The 22740-nt window shown below is 73.2% G+C and carries 15 protein-coding genes; 8 read left to right on the top strand and 7 right to left on the bottom strand.

All coding sequences use genetic code 11. The features are described from left to right. Positions 1-71: 71 nt before the first annotated feature. The 6 genes from ABTY61_RS00240 to ABTY61_RS00265 all read right to left on the bottom strand — a co-directional run bounded on the left by ABTY61_RS00240 (position 72) and on the right by ABTY61_RS00265 (position 8610). Positions 72-1184, bottom strand: coding sequence for a fatty acid desaturase family protein (locus ABTY61_RS00240; RefSeq protein ID WP_350502605.1), 1113 nt, complete (start codon positions 1182-1184; stop codon positions 72-74). Between the two features lie 253 nt (positions 1185-1437). Then, positions 1438-4089 carry a glycoside hydrolase family 31 protein gene (locus ABTY61_RS00245; RefSeq protein ID WP_502895175.1) on the bottom strand — a complete coding sequence of 884 codons (2652 nt, stop codon included), beginning with the start codon at positions 4087-4089 and terminating at the stop codon, positions 1438-1440. Between the two features lie 57 nt (positions 4090-4146). Continuing rightward, complete coding sequence (locus ABTY61_RS00250) at positions 4147-4980, bottom strand: carbohydrate ABC transporter permease (RefSeq protein WP_350502606.1); 834 nt, start codon at positions 4978-4980, stop codon at positions 4147-4149. Beyond that, on the bottom strand, positions 4977-5867 hold the full coding sequence (locus ABTY61_RS00255) for a carbohydrate ABC transporter permease (RefSeq protein WP_350502607.1): 891 nt from the start codon (positions 5865-5867) through the stop codon (positions 4977-4979). The genes ABTY61_RS00250 and ABTY61_RS00255 overlap by 4 nt, the downstream gene beginning before the upstream one ends. 59 nt (positions 5868-5926) lie before the next feature. Continuing rightward, entirely contained in the window at positions 5927-7201 is a 1275-nt protein-coding gene (locus ABTY61_RS00260) for an extracellular solute-binding protein (protein ID WP_350502608.1), read from the bottom strand. A gap of 317 nt (positions 7202-7518) precedes the next feature. Continuing rightward, positions 7519-8610 carry a DUF5937 family protein gene (locus ABTY61_RS00265; RefSeq protein ID WP_350502609.1) on the bottom strand — a complete coding sequence of 364 codons (1092 nt, stop codon included), beginning with the start codon at positions 8608-8610 and terminating at the stop codon, positions 7519-7521. Positions 8611-8702: 92 nt separating this feature from the next. Between ABTY61_RS00265 and ABTY61_RS00270 the strand changes: the two genes are divergently transcribed. The 8 genes from ABTY61_RS00270 to ABTY61_RS00305 all read left to right on the top strand — a co-directional run bounded on the left by ABTY61_RS00270 (position 8703) and on the right by ABTY61_RS00305 (position 21647). After that, entirely contained in the window at positions 8703-8906 is a 204-nt protein-coding gene (locus ABTY61_RS00270) for a hypothetical protein (protein WP_350502610.1), read from the top strand. 283 nt (positions 8907-9189) lie between these two features. Further along, entirely contained in the window at positions 9190-10545 is a 1356-nt protein-coding gene (locus tag ABTY61_RS00275; RefSeq protein WP_350502611.1) for a lipase family protein, read from the top strand. A 285-nt stretch (positions 10546-10830) separates the two neighbouring features. Next, complete coding sequence (locus ABTY61_RS00280; RefSeq protein WP_350502612.1) at positions 10831-11292, top strand: hypothetical protein; 462 nt, start codon at positions 10831-10833, stop codon at positions 11290-11292. A gap of 246 nt (positions 11293-11538) precedes the next feature. Continuing rightward, positions 11539-11985: a CU044_2847 family protein gene (locus ABTY61_RS00285; RefSeq protein WP_350502613.1), complete on the top strand. Its 447-nt coding sequence runs from the start codon at positions 11539-11541 to the stop codon at positions 11983-11985. After that, a complete protein-coding gene (locus tag ABTY61_RS00290) occupies positions 11982-12959 on the top strand; it encodes an effector-associated domain 2-containing protein (RefSeq protein ID WP_350502614.1) in 978 nt (325 codons plus the stop codon). Before ABTY61_RS00285 ends, ABTY61_RS00290 begins: the two co-directional genes overlap by 4 nt. Continuing rightward, the gene (locus tag ABTY61_RS00295) at positions 12956-14491 is read left to right on the top strand and encodes a VMAP-C domain-containing protein (protein WP_350502615.1); all 1536 of its coding nucleotides are present in this window, start codon (positions 12956-12958) and stop codon (positions 14489-14491) included. Before ABTY61_RS00290 ends, ABTY61_RS00295 begins: the two co-directional genes overlap by 4 nt. A 155-nt stretch (positions 14492-14646) precedes the next feature. Continuing rightward, a complete protein-coding gene (locus tag ABTY61_RS00300) occupies positions 14647-15708 on the top strand; it encodes an AAA family ATPase (RefSeq protein ID WP_350502616.1) in 1062 nt (353 codons plus the stop codon). A gap of 11 nt (positions 15709-15719) precedes the next feature. Continuing rightward, the gene (locus tag ABTY61_RS00305) at positions 15720-21647 is read left to right on the top strand and encodes an SAV_2336 N-terminal domain-related protein (protein WP_350502617.1); all 5928 of its coding nucleotides are present in this window, start codon (positions 15720-15722) and stop codon (positions 21645-21647) included. 157 nt (positions 21648-21804) lie between these two features. On the opposite strand, the gene ABTY61_RS00310 is transcribed toward ABTY61_RS00305, so the two are convergent. Continuing rightward, on the bottom strand, positions 21805-22644 hold the full coding sequence (locus tag ABTY61_RS00310) for a 2OG-Fe(II) oxygenase family protein (protein WP_350502618.1): 840 nt from the start codon (positions 22642-22644) through the stop codon (positions 21805-21807). Positions 22645-22740 lie beyond the last annotated feature (96 nt).

The raw sequence follows: 22740 nt of genomic DNA on the forward strand, positions 1-22740 counted from the left end.
CCGGCCGCCGTCGGGCCCCGGGGCGTCCGGTCCGGCGGTGCGGGCCGCTTCCGCGGTGGACAGGACGCGGCTCACCGGACGGCCTCGTGCTCGGCCGGGGTGGCGTCGCCGTCGGCGCGCGCACCGGGTAGCGCCGTTGCCGGGGGCGCCGCCGGGGCCGCGTCGACGGAGCGGCCGACCGCCCGCAGGTCCTCCAGAATCTCCCGGAACGAGTCGACGAGGCCCGCCTCGCGGTAGGCCAGGCCGACCTCCGCGCAGTAGGCGCGCACGATCCGCGAGGCCGGGCGCAGGGCCGCGATCGGCATGGCCGGGAAGAGGTGGTGCTCGATCTGGTAGCCGAGGCCGCCGAAGACGAAGTGGGTGAACGGTCCGGCGCGGAGGTTGCGGGAGGGCAGCACCTGGCGCCGCAGGTAGTCGGCGGGCGCCTCGTCCGGGCCGGTCATCGGCATGCCCTTGTGATTGGGCGCGAAGATGCAGCCCAGGTACACGCCGAGCACGGCGCCGCACAGCAGTGCGAAGGCGAGCGCCTGGAGCGGGGTGAGGACGGCCAGCAGCAGGCCCGCCGCGAGGGCGTAGTGCAGCACGGCGAGGGTCCGTTCCAGCGCCGGGTGGCGGAGCCTTCCGCGGGCGAGGGTCACGGCGGTGGCGACGACCAGGCCGAGGGCCTGGAGGGAGAGCAGCGGGAAGAACAGCTCCGCCTGGTACTTGGCGACGGTCCTCCTCAACCCCCTTGTCCAAGCGGCCTGTTCGGCGGTGCGGACGAACAGGATGGCGTCGGCGGCCGGGTCGCGTCCGGCGCGGTTCGGGTGGGCGTGGTGGCGGTTGTGGTCGCTGACCCACCAGCCGTAGCTCATCCCGACGACGAGGTTGCCGAGCAGGATGCCCGCCAGGTCGGTGGCCCGGCGCCCGGAGAACACCGCGTGGTGCGCGACGTCATGGCCGAGCAGTGCCAACTGGCCCAGGATCAGGGCGAGTACGGGCGCCAGGGCGAGCTGCCACCAGCTCGCGCCGAGCGCGGTGAACCAGATCAGCAGCAGGGCGAGGGCGGCCAGCAGGGCGGTGGTGCGGCAGGTGTAGTACAGCGGGCGCTTGCGGAGCAGACCGGCCTCGGTGACGCGCCGGCGCAGCTCGGCGAAGTCGCCGTGCCGGGTGGTCGCGGCGGTCGGGGTGTCCTGCGGGGTCATGCCACCATCCCGGGCTCGGGTCGCTCCCGGCCGGTCGTGGCCGTGAAGTCACCCGTCCCGGGGCCACGGGGGTGGCCCCGGGACGGGGTGGCCTCACACTTCCGTACCCGACCGGCCGATGTCCCGGCCGGATCCGTGTCGCGGCCGGAATGGCCTCGAACGGGCTGCTGAGGGCCGGGGGCGTTCCGGCAGGAGTCCTAGCGTCGAGCGTTCTTGCGATGCCTCCGGCTGGTCGGCCGGCGGCCGCCGTGGATCAGCGGATCAGGTGGAGGGAGAACTCGTCGTCGGTCGAGACCTGCGGGGTCTTGATGTGGGTGACGCCCGTCGCCCCGTCGTGGTACCAGCCGGAGTCGGCGGAGTCCAGGGCGGCGGCCGAGTCGAGCTCGGGCAGCGGGCCGCCCTGGGTGACGACCAGGCGCGGGGCGGACTGCCCGTGCACGGTGAACCGGTACGAGCGGGCCTCCGGCTTGCCGGTGTAACTCCCCTCGCTGGCACCGACCTCGACGCTGGTGACCGGTCCGTGCGCCCGGACGTCGACGCGCTGGGTGGCGGAGGACCCGGCGTCGTACTGGCGGGTGACGCCGTCGTCCTCGTACAGGGTGTACGAGGAGTCGCCCTGCGGGTAGAGGTCGTAGTCGAGTTCGGTGCGGTCGCGGTTCTGCCAGGACAGCGTGCCCTGCGGCCACATCGGCACGATCGAGCCGCCCTTGACGAACACCGGCAGGGTGTCGAGCGGGGCGGAGTAGCCGTTGACCGTGGTGGGGCCCTGGTAGGTGCGCCCGGTCCAGTAGTCGGTCCAGGTGCCCTCGGGCAGGTAGATGCCGTTGCGCACCGAGGTGTCGGAGTAGACCGGGGCGACCAGGAAGTCCGGCCCGGCGAGGAACTCGTACTCGGCGTCCGGGCCGAGCGCCGCCGGGTCGTGCGGGTACTCCAGGGCGAGCGGGCGGACGGCGCCGACGCCGGTGCGAGTGGCCTCGGCGGACAGGGTGTACATGTACGGCAGCAGGCGCTCCTTGAGCTGGAGGTACTTGCGGTTGATCGAGGTGTACGGCTCGCCGTCCAGCCAGGGCTGCTGGTCGCGCTGCTGCTTGCCGGTCATGTCCTTGGCCCAGCCGTCCATGGTCATGATGGTCGGCAGGAAGGCCTTCCACTGCAGGTCGCGGGTGTACATCCCGGGGTCGCGGCGGAAGATCGAGCCGACGTCGCCGGTGTCGTACGCGATGCCGGACATGGTGGCGCCCGCGTAGGTGGGGATCTGCCAGCGGATGTAGTCCCAGGACAGGCTCTGGTCGCCGCTCCACAGCACGCCGCAGCGCTGGGCGCCGGCCCAGGAGACCGGCAGCCAGACGAAGCCGCGGGCGTCGCTGTTCTCCTCGATGCCGGACTTGGCCTGGTCGCAGGCGTTCAGCGCGAAGCCGTAGCCGTTGCCGACCCAGGCGACGTCGAGCTTGCGGACCCGGACTCCGGCCTTGACCTCCTCGGCCTGGTTGGGCAGGCCGTTCTGGGTCCACAGGCCGAGCTGGGCGTGGTCCTTGCGCAGGCCCTCGCCGGTCTGCGGGAGGTTCTCGTAGCCGCAGCCGTAGCCGTCGTTGACCAGCATCCAGCCGAGCGGCATCCGGTTCTGCACGTAGCCGTCGGCGACCTTGAGGGCGTCCGTCGTGTGGCGTTCGCCGCGGTTGGCGTTGTGCAGGTAGCAGTCGGAGTCGCCGGGCTCCAGGCCGTAGACCGGCGGCATGAAGGGCTTGCCGACCAGCGAGGTGTACTGGCCGATGACGGATTTGACGTCGCCGGTGAAGTAGTAGGCGTCCAGGCGCCGTTCCTGCTGCCCGGTGCGCACCGGCGAGCCGAAGCCGTAGATCCCGGGGGCGAAGGTGTTGCGGAAGACGCCGTAGCCGGCGCTGGAGACGTAGAACGGCTGGGAGTTGTTGTAGCCGCCCTCGTTCCAGTTGGTGCTGTTGGCGACGTGGACGGTCTGGTCGCGGTGCGAGAAGCTGCCGTTCTGCTCGCCGCCGCCGAAGAACTGCTCGTCGGCGCCGCGGGTCAGGCTCTGCCGCAGACCGCTGGTGGACCAGCGCAGCGGGGCGTCCTCCTGCCAGATCGCGGTGCGGTTGTCGGCCTGGTAGAGGCCGAACCGCAGGGGGTGCTTGTAGACCCGCAGCACCACGTGGCCGGCCCGGACGCCGTAGTAGTCGCCGGCGTCGAACGAGGAGGTGCGGGGCTGGAGTCCGGGCTGCTTGCGGATCATCGTGCTGCCTGCCGGGTCGGTGATGACCCCGTCCGGGGCGGCGCGCAGGCGCAGTTGGTCGTCGGCGAGGAAGTCGACCTTGGCCTTGAGGGTGCCCGCGGTGATGTCGTAGCTTCCCCGGCCGCCGCCGAAGGAGGTGAGGTCGCCCGCGTCGGCGGTCTGCGGCAGGTAGGCGCGGCCGGTGAAGGAGCCGCCGTGCACGTCGTACGGGACGACCAGGACGTGGTAGGTGCCGGAGGCGTTGGGGATCACCGTCGCCTCCGGGTCGGCGGTGCCCGCGCTCTCGGCGACCTCCTTGCCGTTGGCGTCGTAGACGTACAGGTCGAAGTCGTCGGTGGGGTTCTGCCACTGGACGGAGATCGGGACGCCGCCCTCGGGGTTGTCGTCCCAGTAGCCGTTCGGGACGTTCACCGTCAGGTCGAAGCGGCCGCAGACCGTGCCGTCCGGGTCCTGGGCGACGGCCGGGCAGGAGCTCGCCCCGCCGAGGGTGCCCTTGGGGTACGCGGGGCTCTGCCAGGTGACGCTCTGGTGGCCGCTGTCCAGGACGGCGGCGGGCGGTCCGGCGGCGTGGGCCGGTACGACCGGGCCGGCCACGGCGGCGAGGCTGGTCAGGGCCGCCGCGAGGGCGGCCCGGCGGAGGTGGGGTCGGAGCAGGCGCACGGGGGTTCTCCTGTCGACTCGGGGTGAAGCGGTGGCTCGGCCTGCCTGTGGTGAGCTCTACTTGACCGATCCGGCGGTCAGGCCGGAGACCACGTGCCGCTCGATCAGGGCGAACAGCACCACGACCGGCACGATCGCGACGACCGAACCGGCGAACAGGTAGTTCCACTGGACGGTGTAGTTGCCGATGAAGCTGTTGATGCCGACGGTCAGCGGCTGGCTGCCCGGATCGGTGGACAGCGTCAGGCCCATGACGAACTCGTTCCAGGCGGAGATGAAGGTGAAGATCACCGCCGTGACCACGCCCGGCAGGGCCAGCGGCAGCACGACCCGGCGCAGCACCCCGATCCGGCCCAGTCCGTCGAGCATCGCGGCCTCCTCCAACTCCACCGGGATCGAGGAGATGTAGGCGGTGAGGATCCAGACCGCGAAGGCCAGGTTGAAGGCGGCGTTGCAGAGGATCAGCGTCCAGACCGAGTTGAGCATGGACAGCTGGTAGAACTCCCGGTAGAGGCCCACCAGCAGGGACGTCGGCTGGAACATCTGGGTGACCAGCACCAGCAGCAGGAACAGCCGGCGGCCCCGGTAGCGCACCCGGGCGGTGTAGTACGCGGCGGGCAGCGCGACCAGCAGCGCCAGCAGGGTTGAGCCGCCGGCCACCAGCAGGGTGACCCGCAGGTTGCCGCCGAGCGTCGACTCCTGCCACACGCCGACGAAGTTGGACCAGGCGAAGTGCCGTGGCAGGTACGTCGCGTCGCGCAGCTCGTCGGCCGGGCGCAGCGCGGTGACCGCCATCTCCAGGTACGGGAACAGGAAGGCCGCCGCCAGCAGCCAGGCCGCCCCCGCGAGGGCCAGGGCGCGCGGCCTCCGACCGCTTCGACGGTTCGTCAACTCTCCTCCCGGTTCCAGCGGCTGACCTTGAGGAAGGCCAGCACCATCAGCACCACGAGGGCGAAGTTGACCACCGACATCGCCGCCGACTCTCCGATGTCGGTGGACTTCAACTGGTACATGAACACCGTGCTGGTGGCCGTGTCGCTGCTCGGGCCGCCCTGGGTCATGCCCCAGATCACCGGGAAGGAGTTGAAGACGTTGATCAGGTTGATCACCAGTCCGACCAGGAACGCCGGGCGCAGCAGCGGCAGGGTGATCCGCCGGTACGTCTGCCAGGGCGAGGCGCCGTCCACCCGCGCCGCCTCGTACACCTCGCCGGGGACGGTCTGCAGCCCGGCCAGCAGGGTGTAGGTGGTGAACGGGAGGGAGACGAACACGGCGACGAAGACCATCCAGGGCCAGGCCGTCGACGGGTCGCCCAGCCAGTCCCGCGGGCCGTCGACCAGTCCGAGGTCGGTCAGCAGGGTGTTCAGCACGCCCGCCGTCCGGTCGAGCATCCAGCGGAAGCCGATCGCGGTCATCAGCACCGACGCCGCCCACGGCGCGATCAGCGCCCAGCGGGCGTAGCGCCGGCCCGGGAAACGCTGGTCGAACAGCTGGGCCAGGGCGAGCGAGAGCAGCATGGTCAGGCCGACCACGGCGAGGGTCCAGACCACGGTGGAGAGCAGGACGTGGCCGAGGTCCGCCTCGCCGAACAGTTTGCGGTACTTGTCCAGCCCGGCCGAGCCGCGGACGAAGCCGCTGGTGCTGACCCGCAGGAACGAGGTGCGGACCATCTCGTACACCGGCCACAGCACCACGGCGAGGATCAGCAGCACGGCCGGGGCGATCCACGGCAGCGGACCGAACCGACGGCCTCTGCGCACCGGGGGGCCGGGAGTCACGGGGGCGCCTTCCACGGCCGCCGCTCGGCGCCGGCCGGCACTCGGCTCGGGGCGGGCCGTCACTTGTTCGCGACCGCGTCCTGGGCCTTCTTCTGCAGGTCGCCGAGCACCTTGGCCGGGTCGCCCGAGACGGCGCTGCCGACGGACTTCTTGATCTCGGCCGAGACCGCGTCCCAGGTGGTGTCGCCCAGCGGGTAGAAGACGGCGTGCGGCAGCAGCGCGAAGAACGGCGCGAGGTCCTGGTGCTTGCCCCCGGTGGTCAGTTCGCCCAGTGCGCTCTTGGTGACCGGCATCAGGTTGTAGGTCTCGTCGAAGGCGACCTGGTTGCCCTTGCCGTACGCGAAGTCGAGGAACGTGCGGATCTGGTCGCGGTGCCCGTTCTTCTTGAAGGCCATCATCCAGTCCGCGACCCCGAGGGTGGAGGCGAGCGGGCCGTTCTTGCCGGGGACGGGCGCGACCCCGTAGTCGACCTTGCCGTCCTGGGCCATCTTGATCAGCGACGGGTGCCCGTTGAGCATGGCCGCCTTGCCCGCCGCGAAGTCGGCGAACGCGGTCTTGCGGTCGGTGGTGGCCGGGTTGGCGTAGGTCAGCCCCGGGTCGACCAGGTTGGACCTGAGCCAGCGGAAGGTGTCGATGTTCGCCTGGCTGTTCAGGGTGTACCCGCCGTCCTTGCCGGTCGGCCCGCCGTCGTCGCCCAGCTCCCAGAGCATGCTCTCGCCCTGGGCCTCCTCCGGCCCGAGCGGCAGCGCGTACGGCGTGACCCCCGGCACCTTGGCCTTCACCAGCTCGGCGTCCTTGCGCAACTCCTCCCAGCTGGTGGGCGGTCGGCCGATCCCCGCCTGCTGGAACAGTGCCTTGTTGTAGAACAGCGCCCGCGCCGAGGACACGAACGGGATGCCGTACTGCACGCCCTTGACCTGCCCGGCCTCGGCGAAGCTGTCGATCAGATCGGCCCGGGTGTCCGGCGACAGCACGTCCTCTGCCTTGTACAGCAGGTCGTCGGCGACCTTGTCGGCGTACCCGCCGGTCTGCAGCACGTCCGGCACGTTGCCGCTCTGGACCATCGTCTTGACCTGCTTGTCGATGTCGTTCCAGTTCACCACCTGGACGTCCACCTTGATGCCGGGATTGGCCGCGGTGAAGGCTGCGGCGAGCCCGTTCCAGTAGTTCTTCGAGCTGTTGGACTCCTTGTCGCCGTAGTCGGCGGCCACCAGCTTGAGCGTCACCTTCCCGTCCGCGTCCGCTCCGCCACCCCCGCCGCCACTGCCGCAGGAGGTGAGGGCGAGCGCCCCCAGGGCACACGCCGAGACGAGGGCCAGCACACGTTTGTCCACCGCAGATACCGCCTTCGTGCGTGCTTGATCGGATGATCCAAGATGCTTGAAGAACGCAGGTTTTGAGCAGTTTCGAAAGAGCAGCTTGCTGCTTCGGGTGGTTCATGTCAATCCTGCGCACAGTTTCGCGCACCAAAGCGCCCCGCTCCGGGCCTGCCGCAACCCGGTCTGCGCAGAAACGCTCAAGCGGAAACGCTCAAGCGGAGATGCTCAAGCGGAGATGCTCAAGCAGAAACGCTCAAGCGGAGCCGCATGCACCGCGAAACGGCCGAGCCGAGTTCTCCCCGGACGTACACCCTGGAGGCGGCGGGCGGGGTTCACCGCAGCACGGACTCCAGGAAGTCGCTGCCGATCCGGGCCACGACGGAGATGTCGAGCTGGTGGAGGACGTAGCGGCCCCGGCGCCGGGTGACGAGGAGCCCGGCCTTCCGCAGGACGGTGAGGTGGCGGGAGATCTCGGGGGCGGTGAGGCCGTACGCGTCGGCCAGCTCGTTGGTCGAGTACGCGGCGCGTGCCAGGTTGCGGCACAGGTTCATCCGCATCGGATGGGTCAGCGCGTCCAGCCGCAGCTTGACCGTCTCCACGGGCTCGGCGCCGCCGATCTCGTGGGCCGCGGCCGGGTACTGGATCACGGGCTGCCAGCCCGGCCCGTACAGGGTGAACAGGTGCGGCCAGCCGAAGACGCTGGGCAGCAGGGTGACGGCGGTGCCGCGGGCGTCGGTGCGGCCGTGCACGAGCTTGTCGACGACGATGCGGCTGCCGTGCTCGTCCTCCTCCAGGCTCAGTGCCGGTGACGCCGCCGTGAGGGCCTCCGCCAGGCCCTTGCGGCGCAGCAGTTCGGTCTTCTGCTGGGCGTCTGCGGTGAGCTGGGCGTGGACCCGGCGCCAGGTGTCGGCGAAGAACGCCCGGTCGCAGTCCTCCAGGAGGCGCCGGATCCACGCCCGGGTGCCGGTGGGGTCGTCGAGCATCCGCTCGACGAACGCCGCCTGGTGCGGGCCGCGGGCCGCCGCCAGGTCGAGCGCGCGGCGCCGCGACCACGCGTCGACCAGGGGCGACGGCAGGCCCTTGGGGTAGTGGGTGGTGCTGCAGGAGATCTCCAGGGCCGCCCCGACGAAGCGCTCGTCCGGCATCCGGTCGAGGTCGTCCAGTTCCTCGGCGAGGGTCTGCCGGGGCCGGGCGGGCATCAGGAAGTCGGAGCGCGTCGAGCGCCACATGAAGTCGGCCTCCAGCATCCGGCCGGCCAGCTCCGGTTCGAGGGCGCCGGAGGTCGCCGTCGCCCACGCGTGCAGCCGGGGGTGGTGGGCGGGCTCGGCGAGCGCGTGCAGGGCGTTGCCGAGCTCGGCCAGCGGCGAGGGCTGGAAGGCGATCCGCTCGTGCGGCAGTCCGGTGATGTCGATGGTCACGCTCACCCCTCTATCGTGCCGGGCCCGCTGACCTCGTCATTTGACGGGGGTCGTCAATCGGCGGGACCGGCGGGGCGGCGGTGCGGCACGGTGGGCGCATGAACGCACTGCACCAGCACCTCCTGGACAGCTACCGGGCCTCCCAGCACGCCGAAGCAGCCCCGCCCGCACCCGGCACCCACGACCTCGCGGTGCTCCGGGCGGCCCGTGAGCGCCGCCGCTTCGAAGCGGTCGTGGCCGGCCGCCCGACCCCCGGCCGCCTGCGCTTCGCCTTCCGCCGCTGGCTGGGCACCCAGGGCTGACGGGGGCCGGCGGCGCCCCGGATCGAAGCGGATCGAAGCGGGTCGAAGCGGGCCTCATCCGGCTGCCGATACCCGTGCACCCGGCACGGCGCGCCGACCGTGCCGCGCGGTGTGCCACCTTGTGACCAGTCACAAGCCACGTCGTCAATCTTTGTGGCCCGACCCGGGGACAATGTGACGGGTCACCGACATGATGTTCTCCGGGGCGCCACCTACCAGTTGGTAACACGCGCTTTCCGACGGACCCGACGGACCATCAGGACTTCCAAGACCCGGGGGAACCATGCGCAAGTGCACGTCCCGGCTGCTCGCCGCCGCCGTCACCGCCGCCCTGGCCGCCACCGCCACGGCCGTCACCGCCGGCCCGGCCGCGGCGGCCGCGCGCTCGGCCGCCACGCGCTCCGCCTCCGCGAGCGACCCGTTCTACTCCTACGACGGCAGCGCGCCGCTGGCCTCGCTCGCGCCGGGCACCGTGCTCAAGACGCGGACCCTGCCGTACCACCTGCTGGGGTTGCCCACCCCTGTGACGGCGGTCCAACTGCTCTACCGCACCACCGACGCGCAGGGCCGCCCGGCCGCCAACGTCACCACCGTGGTGCGCAGCCTGACCGGAGACGCCGGCAAGGCCGTGTCGTACCAGTCCTACTACGACTCGCTCGACCCGGCCGACAGCCCCTCCCGGGCGGTGGCCGGCGACGTCAGCATCGGCGGCTTGATCCCCAACGTCGAGGCGCTCTTCCTGGTGCCCGTGCTGGCCCAGGGCTACAACGTGGTGATCCCCGACACCGAGGGCCAGGGCGCCGACTTCGGGGCCGGGCCGGAGTACGGGACCAACACCCTGGACTCGATCCGGGCCGCCACCAAGTCCCCGGCGACCGGCCTGGACTCCGGCACCCGCTTCGGGCTGATGGGGTACTCCGGCGGCGCCGTCGCCACCGCCTGGGCGGCCGCGCTCGCGCCGGGCTACGCGCCCGAGGTGAACGCCAAGCTGGTCGGCTACACCGAGGGCGGGCTGCTGGTCGACTCGGCGCACAACCTCAAGTACGTGGACGGCTCGCTGGTGTGGAGCGGGATCACCCCGATGGCCGTGGTCGGGGTCTCGCGCTCCTTCGGCATCGACCTCACGCCCTACCTGAGCGACTACGGCCTCTCGGTCTACCGGCAGTTGGAGCACGGCTCGATCGTCGACGCCCTGGGCCACTACCCCGGGCTGACCTGGAAGGCGATGGCCAAGCCCCAGTACGCCGACCCGAACTCCATCGCGGCCTTCGTCGAGGCGGTCAACTGGAACAACCTCGGCTCGGCCCCCACCCCGACCGTGCCCGGCTCCATCGCCCAGGGCAACGCCGGCTTCCTCGAGGGCACCTTCGCCAGCCCGGCGGGCATCGGCACGGGCGACGGCGTGATGGTCGCCGGGGACGTGCGGGCGCTCGCCCGGCAGTACTGTGCGACCGGCACCAGCCCGGTCGGGTACCAGCAGTACGACCTCCTCAGCCACTTCGGCGTCCCCGTCGTCTGGGCCCCGCAGGCCCTCGGCTGGCTGAACGACCGCTTCGCGGGCCACCCCGCGCCCTCCGACTGCGGCCACATCCCGGCCGGCAACTCGCTCGCCCCGGAACGGCTGGAGCCGACCCGCTGACCCGCTGACCCGCTGAGCCGGTGCCGAGCCGCTGAGCCCGGGCGCGGCGGTGGAGCGGGACGTCGACCCCGTCGACTTCCCGCTCCACTCCTTCGCCGCGCACCCGCCCGGCGCCCGGCCGGCCGACCTACGACGCGCTGACCCACGAACCCGCGACCGGCGAGGACTCCGCCACCCGCCGCCCGGGCGTTGCCCGTTGGCCTCTTCGTGTACACGCGCGCTTGTTACCATCGCGGCTCGCGCGGCCGCGTGGGGGACCGCGTACGGGGAGACGGAGCGAGAGCCATGAGCGTGCCCACCGAAGTGTCGAAGTTCCGCCTGGGCCACCGGACGAGCATGACCCGCACCGAGGGGGTGCGGAGCACGACCTACCACTCGCAGTGGCACCTGTTCCCGCTCGGCGCGAGTCGGCGCCCGGAGTCGGGGTCCGTCGTCCTCGAGGCGTTCTGTGCGGACTGCCGCGGCCCCGTCGGGGTGGTGCTGGAATCCGAGCCGGTCGCCGCGCAGAAGCAGCGGACCCGCAGCACGCTCGGCTGGCTCCTGCTCGCGGTGGGGATCCTCCTCGTCATCGTCGCCGGCCTCATCGGCGGCGGCGGGGCCGGGGCCGGCCTGTCGGGCGTGGCCGGCGTGCTGGCCGTGCTCTTCAGCTTCGGTGTGCGCAGCGCGGGGAAGACGTACCCGGGCGTCCGCCTGGACCGCAGCCGGCCCGCCCCCACGAAGGCCCCGCACCGGATCTTCGTCCGCTGACGACGCTGGAACCGCTGGAACGGCTGGAACCGCTGACGCCGCTACTGCCACCGCTGACACCGTCGGCCCGAGGCCCGAGGCGTCCGACCCCGTAACGGTGGGTTGCGCGGCGGTCGCGGTATTGTGGCGCGCGCAGAGAGGGGCGGTCGCGTCCGGCAACAGCGGTTCGGGGGTGCGGAACTGACGCACAGCGCGGACCGTCGGTCGCGGCGGGCACGGGGTTCGGACGTTCGGGAGGGGAGCGGCGTGGCCGGGGACGTGACGGTGGAGACGATCGACCTGGGGGACGGCACCACGGTGCGGGCCGAGGTCATCGGCGAGGTGGGCTTCGCCGCGGCCGGGGGAGAGGACGAGTACGGCGACGTGGGGCTGCGGGACCGGGCCGCCCGGGTCGGCTCGGCGGTGGCGCTGTCCCTGGACCAGGTGCGCGGCACGGTGCAGGGCATCGGCCGCTGGGCGGCGGAGACGATCACCCAGGGCGGGGCCGGGGCGCCGGACTCCTTCGAGGTCGAGTTCGGGCTCAAACTGGCGGTGAAGTCCGGGCAGTTGCTCGGGATCATCGCGGAGGCCGGGAGCGAGGCGGGGCTGACCGTCAAGCTCTCCTGGGACCTCGCGGCGCGCCGGGAGCGGGCGGGCGGCACGGTGGGCGCAGGAGCCGGCGCCGAGGCTGCCACCCCTGCTGCCGCGGAGTGACCGGCCCGCACCTCGACCGGACCCGCGCCGAGGAGTTGCGCCGCTGCACCGTCCGGATCGAGACGGCGAAGGGCTTCCGGGGCAGCGGCTTCCTGGTCGCCCCGGGGCTGGTGGTCACCTGCGCGCACGTCGTGCTCGACGACCGGCGCCTGGTCGGCGACGCGGTGGTGCGGCACGAGCAGAGCGTGTACCCCGTGCCGCGCGGCGCCATCCGGGCCGAGCCCGACAGCGGGGGCGGCGGCGACTTCGAGCCGTTCCCCGACCTCGCGCTGCTCGACGTCCCGGCGGCGGCCGGCTCCGGCCACCCGGTGGCCCCGCTGGCGGGCGTCGAGGCGGAGCCGGGGACGTGGCTGACCGCCCTGGGCTACTCCAGGTCCACCCCCTCCCCAGGAGCCGACGTCGACACCGTCGGCCTCCAGGTCGTCGGGCTTTCAGGCGAGTTCATCGGCGTCACCGGCTTCGTGCAGGTCGGCTTCAGCGGCAGCATGCTGGTCGGGCCGGACGGGCTGGTGCGCGGCGTGCTCAAGGGCAGCCGCTCGTACAAGCAGGACCTGGGCGGCTGGTACGTGCCGCTGGCCGCGCTGCTCGCCTTCCTCGGCCCGGCAGTCCGGACGGTGGCCACGGCGGCGGACGAACCACCGCCCACCGACGCCGAGTTGGTGACGGCGCTGATGGCCGTCCCGTACACCGCGCGCGCCGACGGGCGGTTCGACCTGCTGGAGCGGATGGGCGAGCACCTCGGCCTGCCGCACCCCTTCGAGGCCGAGGAGCGCTCCGACCGCCGAGACCACCTGTTCCGCATCGTGCGCCGCTGCCGCCAGCACCGCGACGCCCCGGCGGCGCTGCGCGCGCTGTACACGGCGCTGGAGGAACTCTCCCCGTACGACGGCGCGTTGGAGCAGCTCCGGGCCGTGGTCGGCCGGGCCGCCGGGGGCTGGCCCGCGGACGGTCGGGGGGAGCGGGCAGGTCGATGAGCGCAGGGGCGTACGGCGACGGACCGCCGTGGGCCGCCGGCGGACCGGGGGCGCACCTCGCCGTCCCGTTCGAGGCGGCCGAGGGCCTGCTGGCCGAGGTCCTGTTCGACTTCCGGGGCATCCCCCGGCGGGACTTCCGGCAGGGAGTGCTGGAGACGATGGGCCGCTCCCCGTCGTCGAAGCTCTTCCATCTGGACGTCAAGGAGGCCGACACCGCGCGCGAGCACGTCCGGGAGATCCTGCGCGGCATCCGCTGCGCCCGCGACCCCCGGGCGGTGCTCCGCTCGCTCGCCGAGGCGCTCAGGGACCACGACCCGTACGACGGCGCGCTGCCCTGGCTGCAGTTGGTGGTGCTGGCGCTGACCGCCGACACCGGCCTGCCGGCCGGCCTCCTGCTGCGCGTCATCGCCCTGCTGCGCACCCTGGACCCGGCGCTCGCCCCGCGGCGGCTGCGCCTGCACGTGCCCCAGGACGCGCCCGGCCGCAACCTGATCGACGAGGGGACGACGCTGCCGGAAGCCCTCGCGCGGCTGCTGGACCAGTTCGGCGGCCCCGACGCCGGCTACGCCCTGTCCTTCCTGGACGGCTTGGCGCGCGACCAGGAGCTGCTGCTCCAGCACCCCCGACTCGCCGAACTGGGCGCCCTGGTGGGCAGCGTCCCGCTCGCCCGCCCCGCGCCCCGGCCGGAGGCGCCCGGCCGCCTGATCGTGCAGATCCGGCTGGAACCGGAGACCGCGGAGCACATCGAGGCGAGCCGCTACCACCTCCGGGCGTCCTGCTACCGGCAGCCGCTGGCCGGCGGGCCGCTCGAACGCCTCCACGACCTGGCCGCCACCGACTCGCTCGCCCTGGAGGACCTGGTCGCGGCGGGCAGCGCCCGGCTGGCCGGCTGGCAGACGCTGCTCTCCGAGCTGGGCCGGAGCAAGCGCAGCCCGGTCCGGATCGAGTTCCTGCTGCCCCGCGAACTGCTCGGCCACAGCGCCGAACTGTGGTCCCCGACCCCCGACCGGCACCGGATCGGAATCGGACTGCTGCACCCGGTGGTGGTCCGCTACCTGGACCGCTACATCAACCCGTGGCTGCAGACCGAGGCCTGGTACGAACGGTGGGAGCACCTGTTCGCCGACACCCTCGACTGCGAGGCCGCCGACCGGATCGGCTGGCCGCCCCTGCACCCCGAGCGGGTCGCCGACCTGCCCGGCTGGCTCGGCGGCCGCCCCACCGTCGCCTGCCTCGGCCTCGACACCCCGTACGACGAACTCGACCCCCGGGTGCGCGCGGCCGTGCTGGACGCCGTGGAGGTCGACGGCGTCCCCGCCATGCTGTGGCGCCGCGCCCCCGGCGCTCCGACCGACGTGGTCGACGCCCTGCGGCGCGACCGCCCGCGCTCCCTGGCCCACCTGCCGGAGGCCGTCCACCGGCACCGCAAGCTGACCCGGGCGGCGCCGACGCAGGACGGCGTCACCCTGTTCTGGGACGATCCGAACTGCATGGATCCGGACCAGGACGCCGGCTTTCCGGGGATGGTGTGAGGCGGATGGACACCGGTGGAGCGGGAATCAACGGCGCAGGAACCGACGGCACGGGAATCAACGGCGCAGGATCCAAGGGCGCAGGAACCAACGGCACGGGAAGCCACCGCGCGGAGAACCATGGAGTGGGAAACGATGAGGACGAGGCGGTAACGATGCCCGAGAACTGGTGGATCTACCGGGGCACCGGCGTGCCCCACGACGGCATCGCCGCGCTCCCGCCCGCCCCGGCCTGGCGCTCCTTCGGCGACTGGGTCGACAGCGACGCGGAACTGCCGGCGCCCCCGGCCGACGAGGCCTCCGGCCTGACGGCCCGCCGGCTCGGCCGGGCCCGGCAGGCCACCGCCTACCAGGCCGACGAACGCGAGGTCCACCTCGTCAACCTGGCCCTCCACCTGCGCCGCCCGCTGCTGATCACCGGCAAGCCCGGCGTCGGCAAGTCCACCCTCGCCTACGCCGTCGCGCACGAGCTGGGGCTCGGCCCGGTGCTGCGCTGGCCGATCAGCAGCCGCTCCACCCTACGCGACGGCCTCTACACCTACGACGCCATCGGCCGGCTCCACGAGGCCGGCCTGCACGCACCGCAGCACGGCACCGACCGACGTCCGCCCGCCATCGGCCAGTTCCTGCGCCTCGGCCCGCTCGGCACCGCCCTGCTGTCCTGGCGCACCCCCCGCGTCGTCCTCATCGACGAGATCGACAAGAGCGACATCGACCTGCCCAACGACCTCCTGAACGTCTTCGAGGAGGGCGAGTTCGAGATCCCCGAACTCCAGCGACTCGGCCCCGGCCCGCAGGAGGTCGCCGTCGCCGACCCCGGCCGCCGGGCCGTCGTCCGCGGCGGCCACGTGCGCTGCGCCCACTTCCCGCTGGTCGTCCTCACCAGCAACGGCGAGCGGGAGTTCCCCTCCGCCCTGCTGCGCCGCTGCGTCCGCCTGGAGATCCAGCCGCCCACCGAGGAACGGCTGGCCGCCATGGTCGCCGCCCACCTCGGCGAGGACGGCACCGCGGACGGCAGCCAGGACGGCACCGCGGACGGGTCCCAACGCGCCGCGCTGATCACCGAGTTCCTGCGCCGCCAGCGCGAGGACGGCGCCGACCTCGCCAACGACCAACTGCTCAACGCGCTGCTGATGGCCGAGCGCGGCCTGTGGGGCAGCGGACCGGGGCGCGACGTCATCCACGACGTCCTGCTGCGCCCGCTCAACGAGAGCTGAGGCGGCAGCCGGTGGACGGGTTCGGTACGGACCGGGAGACGGCGGCGCGCGCCGCGCTGCGGCAGGCGCTCGCCGCACTCGTCGCACCCGGGGACGGCGCGCCGCAGCCGCAGGACCTCGCCGACGTGCTGTGGATCTCCCGGCTCGCCGGCCTCGATCCCCTGCCCGACGCCGACGCCGACGTCCCCGCCGAGGCGCAGTCGCCGACCGACCGGCCCCTACCCCCGACCGCCCCGCCCCCGGACCCGGACGACGCCGACCCCCGACCGGACCACCGCCGCGCCACCGATCCCGGACCGCCCGGGCCCGCCACCCCGCAGCCCGACCCCAAGGTCGAACTGCACCCCCGCCGCACCCCCGCGCACCCCGACCGCCCGAAAGACCCCGCCCGCGGCGGCGAGGTCGTCCAGGTCACCCGGCCCACCGCCCTGCCCGGCGCCCTCGCCATCGCCCGCGCCCTGCGGCCGCTGCGCCGCCCGCTCACCCGCCGGCCCGGCGGCCGACGGCCGTTGCACCTCGACGAGGAGGCGACGGCCGAGGCCACCGCCGAGGCCGGTGTGCTGCTCCCGGTCTGGCAGCGGACCAGGCACCGCTACTCGGTCGACCTGCTGGTCGACACCGGCGCCACCATGGCCGTCTGGCACGACCTGGCGGGCGAACTCGCCACCCTGCTGGAGCGCCACGGCGCCTTCGAGGAGGTGCGCACCTGGTCCCTCGACACCGACCGGGAGAGCCCGCACCTCACCCCCTTCCGGCGCCGCCGCACCGCCGCACCACCGCCCGCCACCCCCGACCGGAACTGGTCCCGCCCGCTCGCCGACCCGCACGGGCGCCGCATCCTGTTCGTCGTCACCGACGGCGTCGGACCGGCCTGGTACGGGCCCGAGCTGGTGCCCTTCCTGGCCCGGGCCGCGGCCGCCGGCCCGGCCGCCGCCCTCCAGGTGCTGCCCCGCCGGCTCTGGCACCGGACGGCGCTGCGCCCCGCCCCGGTCGAGGGCCGGGCCGCGACCCACGGCCGGCCCGTCCCCGTCCTGCGCACCGAGGCGACCCTGCCCGGCATCCCGCGCGGCCGGGCCGGCGAACCGGCGCGGGCCGCGGTGGGCTGGCTGCCGGTCCTGGAGATCGACGCCGACTGGCTCGCCCCCTGGGCCGACCTCACCGCGGGCCGCACCACCGGCTGGACGCCCATGCTCGCCGCGCCGCTCAGCGGAGTTCCGCGACCACCGCGCCCGCGCACCAGGGACACGGCCCCGCGCCCGCCCGCCGACCGGGTCGCCGCCTTCCGGGCCGGCAGCTCCCCGAACGCCTACCGGCTCGCCTGCCACCTGGCGGCGGCGCCGCTCAGCCTGCCCGTGATGCGCCTGGTCCAGCGCGCGACCGTGCCGGCCTCGGGACAGCGGGAGCTGGCGGAGCTGTTCCTGTCCGGACTGATCGAGGTGCGGGAGAAGGCCGCCGACCCGGACGAGGTGGTGTACGACTTCGTCGACGGCGTCCGGGAGGAACTCCTCGGGGAACTGACCCGCACCGAGTCGGTCCGGGTGCTGGAACACGTCCTCGCCAAGGTCTCCGGCCGGGTCGCCGCGACCTTCGGCGGCACCCTGGACTTCCGCGCCCTCGCGGCCGCGTCGAAGGACTCACGGCACCGACTGCCGGAGCGCAGCCGGCCGTTCGCGGAGGTCGCGGCGACGGTGCTGGCCGGGGCCGGCGGCCAACACGCCTCGATCGCGCGGCACTTGACCGGCAAGGCGGGCGGTGCCGGATCGGCGATCCGGCGGGAGCTGCTGAGTCCGGCGCCGCCGATCGTCAGCCCGCCGGACCCGCCGCGCATGATCGGGCGGGGCCAGGAGCTCGCCCGGCTCGTCCAGGCCTGCGCACCGGGGGGCGCGCAGACCCGGCCGGTGGTGGTCGAGGCCGCCCCGGGCATGGGCAGGCGCCGACTCGTCCAGGAGTACGTCCAGTCGTACGGCGACCGCCACTCCTTCGTCCACTGGATCAACGGGCGGACGGCGGACGGGCTGGCGACCGGGTTCGAGCGGGTACGGTCCGCCCTCGGGGCCGGGCCCGACACCCCCCTGGACGAGGTGCTCGGCGGCCACCCGGACTGGCTGATCGTCGTGGACGCCCTGCGGCCGGGATCCGGCTTCCCCCGTGAGCTCTCCGCTCTGCTCACCGCCAGGTCGGGCCGCCTGATCGTCAACGTCAACTCACGGGAGGGGATGCGCTTCCTCGACTCCGCGCGGACCGTCACCCTCGGTTTCCTCACCGAGGCCGAACTGCGCGAGGAGATCCGCCACCGCCTCGGCGACGCCTACCAACGGATCGAGCACGCCCAGGAGTTCCAGCACCTGCTCGACCGGATGCCCCGGCGCCCGGACGAACTGGTGACCTGGCACCTCGACGAGAAGCTGGCCGTCCTCACCGGAGCATCCGGATCCGGGGACTCCTACTCCAACGTGCGCAGCTTCCGGCTGCCCAGCCCCGCGCTGGCGATGGCACTGATGCCGACCGATGACGGAGGTTACCTTGCCGTCTTCGGTGCGGACCGGCTGGTACGCAACATCGACGTGACGACCGGCCGGGAGATCGAGCCGGCGTTCGAGCTCGAGGACTCCGGCACCGACTTCGTCGCGATGGCCGGACTCCGCGACCGGATGTTCGTCCTCTGCACTGCGGACTCCGATGCCGGATTCGCCTTCTGGGATCCCCGAGACGGCGGCTTCGCGGCAGGTGAGCGGGGATATCCCGAGCCGCCGGTGGCGATGGCCCGCTTCGTCCACACCGACGGACACACGTACCTCTGGACCTCGTATGTCGACGGCCGCATGCGGATCTGGGACGTTCGGACCGACGGTGTGATTCTGGAGCTGCCCGGGCTCCCCGGGGGCCAGCGCTCCTGGGCGATGACCACGCTGCCCCAGGCGGACGGGCCCTCGCTCCTGGTCGGCGTCGACCCCACCGGACGGCTGCACCGCTGGCGGCCCGAAGACCCCGCGACCGTCGAGTACTTCGCCGCCGCCGTGGTCGACCCCGGCCGGGCGCGGACGATCGTCGGGATCACCGGCGACGAGACCCGCTGCGTGATCGCCTCGATCGGCGACCGGGACACCCACGTCCACATCTGGGAGTTCGAGGGTCGCTGGCGCGGCGACCGGCGGGAGGCCGAACAGCCGCTGCTCGCCCACCGCTTCCGCCTCATCGAGCGGATCGCCCAGGGGCGGCAGAGCGAGATCTGGCGTGCCCGGGACGAACGGGACGGTACGACCGTCGCGGTCAAGACCTTCTACCGGGAGCACCTGTTCCCCGAACTGGACAAGGAGGTGTTCCTGGGGCAGGCGAGGAGGCTCGTCGATCTCGACCACCCGGGCATCGTCGGCTGCCGGGTCGCCGGCACCGACGCCGAACGCCTCTACCTGGCACTGGAGTTCATCGACGGCCCGGACCTGAGGAGCCTGCTCGACGCCGGCTCCGTGCCCGCGCACGAGGCGGCGCGGATCGCCCACGGCGTGGCCGAGGCGCTGGTGTACCTGCACGACCAGGGGATCGCGCACGGCAGGGTCGAGCCCGCCAACATCCTCATCCGCCCGGACGGCAGTCCGGTCCTCTGCGACCTCGGGATCGACCTCGACGGGAACGGCACGACGGATCGGACCGTCGACCTCTTCGATCTCGGCACCGTCCTCCAGGAGACCGGAGTGCCCGAGGCCCTGCAAGGCCTCGTCCTCGATCTGGTGCACCCGAACCCGCGCCGCCGACCGTCCTCCGCCGCCGAGGTCGTCCAGCGGATCACCGCCTCCGGCGCCCTGCGCCTGCCCGGGCGCACACCGGAAGCCCCGCTCCGGTTCACCCTGCTCGGCGAGGTCGGCGCCTGGCGCGGGGACGAGCCGGTGGAGCTCGGCTCGCAGGAGCGGAAGGCGGTGCTCGCCGCCCTGCTGAGGTACCGCGGCCGCCCGGTCCGGGCCGAGGTGCTGATCGAGGCGGTCCGGCCGCAGCACACCTCGTCCACCCGTGAGATCGACGAAGTGTGGTTCCATGTCCAGGAGTTGGAACGGGTGCTCAACACCTCACCGGCCGCTCGCGAGGTGCTGGAGGAGCTGGCGGACGGTCACACCTGGGTCCTGAACGTCACCTCCGAGCAGATCGACACCGTGCTGTTCGAGCGGTCCCTGGAGCAAGCCGAGGCGGCGATGTCGGCCGGCGGCCGGGCGGCAGCCCGCCTGCACGCCCTGGAGGCCCTCGCCCTCTGGCAGGGCCCGCCGCTGGCCGGCCTGCCGGGGCCGTCGGCGGAGCTGGAGCGGGCCAGGCTCACCGAACTGCACGACCGGGCAGAGGAGTTGCTCCGTCAGACCGAGCCGCGGGCCCGCCTCGGCGACACCCGCCTGAGCTACCGGCTGCTCGGCCCGCTGCGCGTCCTGCGGGGCGGGGTGTCGCAGCCCGTCGGCTCGCCGCAGCAGCAGGCCGTCCTCGCCGCCCTCCTGATGCACGGTCCGGCACCGGTGCCGATGGCCAGCCTGGTCAACGCCGTCTTCGGCGACCTGCCACCGGCCCAGGCCGTGGCCTCGGTGCGCACCTACATCTCCCGGCTGCGCCACGTCCTGGGCGACGGCACCCAGCCGCGCGGCGCGGCCGCCGACATCCTCCAGTCGGTGGCCGACGGCTACCGACTGGCCGTCGAGCCGGGCTCGGTCGACGTGGCCGTCTTCGAGCGGCTCCTGGCCGATGCCGCCCAGGCGGAGCAGGCCGGAGACCCGTCCGCGCGGCATGCGCTGCTGCGGTCCGCCCTCGACCTCTGGGAGGGGCCCGCGCTGGACGGAGTCCCGGGGCCGTACGCCTCCTGGGAGCGCACCCGGCTGACGGAGCGCCGGATGGCCGCCACCGAGGACCTGTACACCACCGGCTTGGCACTCGGACGGCACGAGGAGTTCGTCGCGGAGATCGGACTGCTCGCCGTCGAGCACCCGTTGCGGGAGCGGTTGTGCGCCCTGCTGATGCTCGCCCTCCACCGCTGCGGGCGGCAGGCCGAGGCCCTGGAGGTCTACGACCGGCTCCGGACGCGCCTCGAGGGGGAGTTCGCCGTCGAGCCCGGCCCGGCCGTGATGAGGCTGCACCGGATGATCCGAGCGGCCGACCCCGAACTCGACCGGCCCGGCCGGGCCGAGGCGCTGCTCGTGCCGCAGGGCGGAACGTCCGCCCCCGCCGGGGTGGCCGCCGACCGCCTCCCGCGCGGGGATGCCCCGCAGGGCCTGGCCATCGGGCTGGACGTCGCCGAACAGGCCCCGGTCTTCGTCGACTTCGAGACCGATCCGCTGTTCGCCGTGTTCGGCGACGCCGGATCGGGGAAGACCGCACTGCTCCGGCTGCTGGTCAAGCAGCTCACCGAGCGCTACAGCTCGGACGAGGTGGGCTTCCTGGTGTTCGACTTCCGCCGCACGCTGCGCGACCTGCTGCGGCCCGACTACCTCGTCCACTACGCGTCGAGCGTGCCGGACCTGGAGACCCTGGCCCGGATCGTCCGGGTCGCGGCGGGCAGCCGTACGCCGCGCATCCACCGTGCCTCGGCCGAGCGGCGGCGGCTGGACAAGGACATCTTCCTGATCGTGGACGACTACGAACTCATCGCCGCGAACCTCGCCGAGGGCCGGCCCGACCCGCTGTCCTCGCTCGTCGAATTCCTCCCGCAAGCCCGTGACCTGGGGGTGCGCGTGATCGTCGCCCGCCGCTGCGAGGGCGCCGGCCGCGCCCGCGCCACCGAGCCGTTCCTGCGCGCGGTCTGCGACCTCGGCCCGCACGGCGTGGTCCTCCCCGGCCACGAACAGGAAGGCCCCCTGCTGGGCTCCGTCGCCCCCCGCCCGCTTCCCCCGGGCCAAGGAATCCAGGTGACCCCGTCCCGTCCGTCCGGAACGCTGATCCAGACCGGCTGGATGCCCAACGGAAGCGGCTGATGATCACGGACGACGACGCGCTACCACTTTTCGAGCCGTCGTGATCGTCGGCTGCTACGAGCCGAGGACGCACGGCTGCGGGAGTTCGACGGGACGGTGCGGTTCGAGCGCTCGGGCCGCTGGTCCGTCCCGTCGGACTTCTGACGGCCACAGGGGCTCAGAGCACCGGGACGACGGGGAGGCCGAACATGCCGGGGTTGTTGCGGATCTTCTCCCGCAGGTCCTCCCGCCCGGCCCCGGACTCGCCTCCCGGCTCCGCCGTCCAGGCGTACACCGGCTCGGTGAGCTCGGGGTTGACGAAGTACATCAGGGCGGTGCGCTCCGGCAGGCGCAGGTTGCGGACCTGGTGGTAGAGGGCGGGGACGCGGCCGGCGGTGAGGTCGGTGAGGACCGAGCCGGGCATCAGGACGACCTCGTCGGGTGCGGTGTGCACCGGGCGGGGGTCGCCGTCGAGGAAGAGCTCCAGGCCGGGGGCGGTGGCGTGGATGACGGTGACCAGGTGGCCGTCCTCGTGCCGGTCCTGGAGCAGGTCGCGGTCGGAGCCGGTGGCCGCGTAGTCGTTGAGCTGGAGATAGGAGGCCGCCTCGAAGGCGGGCGCCTTGTGGCCGCCGAGCCGGGCGGCTATCTCGCCGACGGTGTCGGCGACCAGCCCGGCCAGGTGGCCGCGCCAGGCGAGCAGGGCGTCGGTGAGGGCCGGGAGTTCGGCCGCGTGGGGGATCAGGTCGAGGCGGTCGTGCCAGAGGGTGAAGCAGTCGTTGAGGTCGGGGCGGTCGGCGCGGACCGAGAACTCGCGGCCGAGCGGGCGGTAGCCGAAATTGAAGTCCCCGGTGGAGTAGCGGAACTTCCGCTCCGTCGGCTGCCCGAAGAACGCCCGGCTCTCGCCGAGCGCCCGGTGCAGCAGGTGCTCCGCGCCGTCGCGGAGCGTGATCCGGGCGTAGCCGTCGCGCAGCAGATCGTCGGCGGCGTGCACGGCGACGTGGGTGGCAGCGGTGTGCATGATGCGTCTCTCCTCCGTACCTGGGCCCCTGATCGGGCGCCGGATCGACGGTACGCGGAGAAGATGCCGGGAATTTGAACCGTTGACGGAACGTGT

Origin of the sequence: Kitasatospora sp. NPDC096128 (assembly GCF_040303105.1) — a bacterium.
Lineage (GTDB): Bacteria > Actinomycetota > Actinomycetes > Streptomycetales > Streptomycetaceae > Kitasatospora.

Coding starts and splice junctions, on each gene's coding strand:
- ABTY61_RS00240 (WP_350502605.1), bottom strand. CDS start 1,184: ATGACCCCGCAGGACACCCCGACCGCCGCGACCACCCGGCACGGCGAC.
- ABTY61_RS00270 (WP_350502610.1), top strand. CDS start 8,703: ATGAACGCACTGCACCAGCACCTCCTGGACAGCTACCGGGCCTCCCAG.
- ABTY61_RS00275 (WP_350502611.1), top strand. CDS start 9,190: ATGCGCAAGTGCACGTCCCGGCTGCTCGCCGCCGCCGTCACCGCCGCC.
- ABTY61_RS00280 (WP_350502612.1), top strand. CDS start 10,831: ATGAGCGTGCCCACCGAAGTGTCGAAGTTCCGCCTGGGCCACCGGACG.
- ABTY61_RS00295 (WP_350502615.1), top strand. CDS start 12,956: ATGAGCGCAGGGGCGTACGGCGACGGACCGCCGTGGGCCGCCGGCGGA.
- ABTY61_RS00300 (WP_350502616.1), top strand. CDS start 14,647: ATGCCCGAGAACTGGTGGATCTACCGGGGCACCGGCGTGCCCCACGAC.
- ABTY61_RS00310 (WP_350502618.1), bottom strand. CDS start 22,644: ATGCACACCGCTGCCACCCACGTCGCCGTGCACGCCGCCGACGATCTG.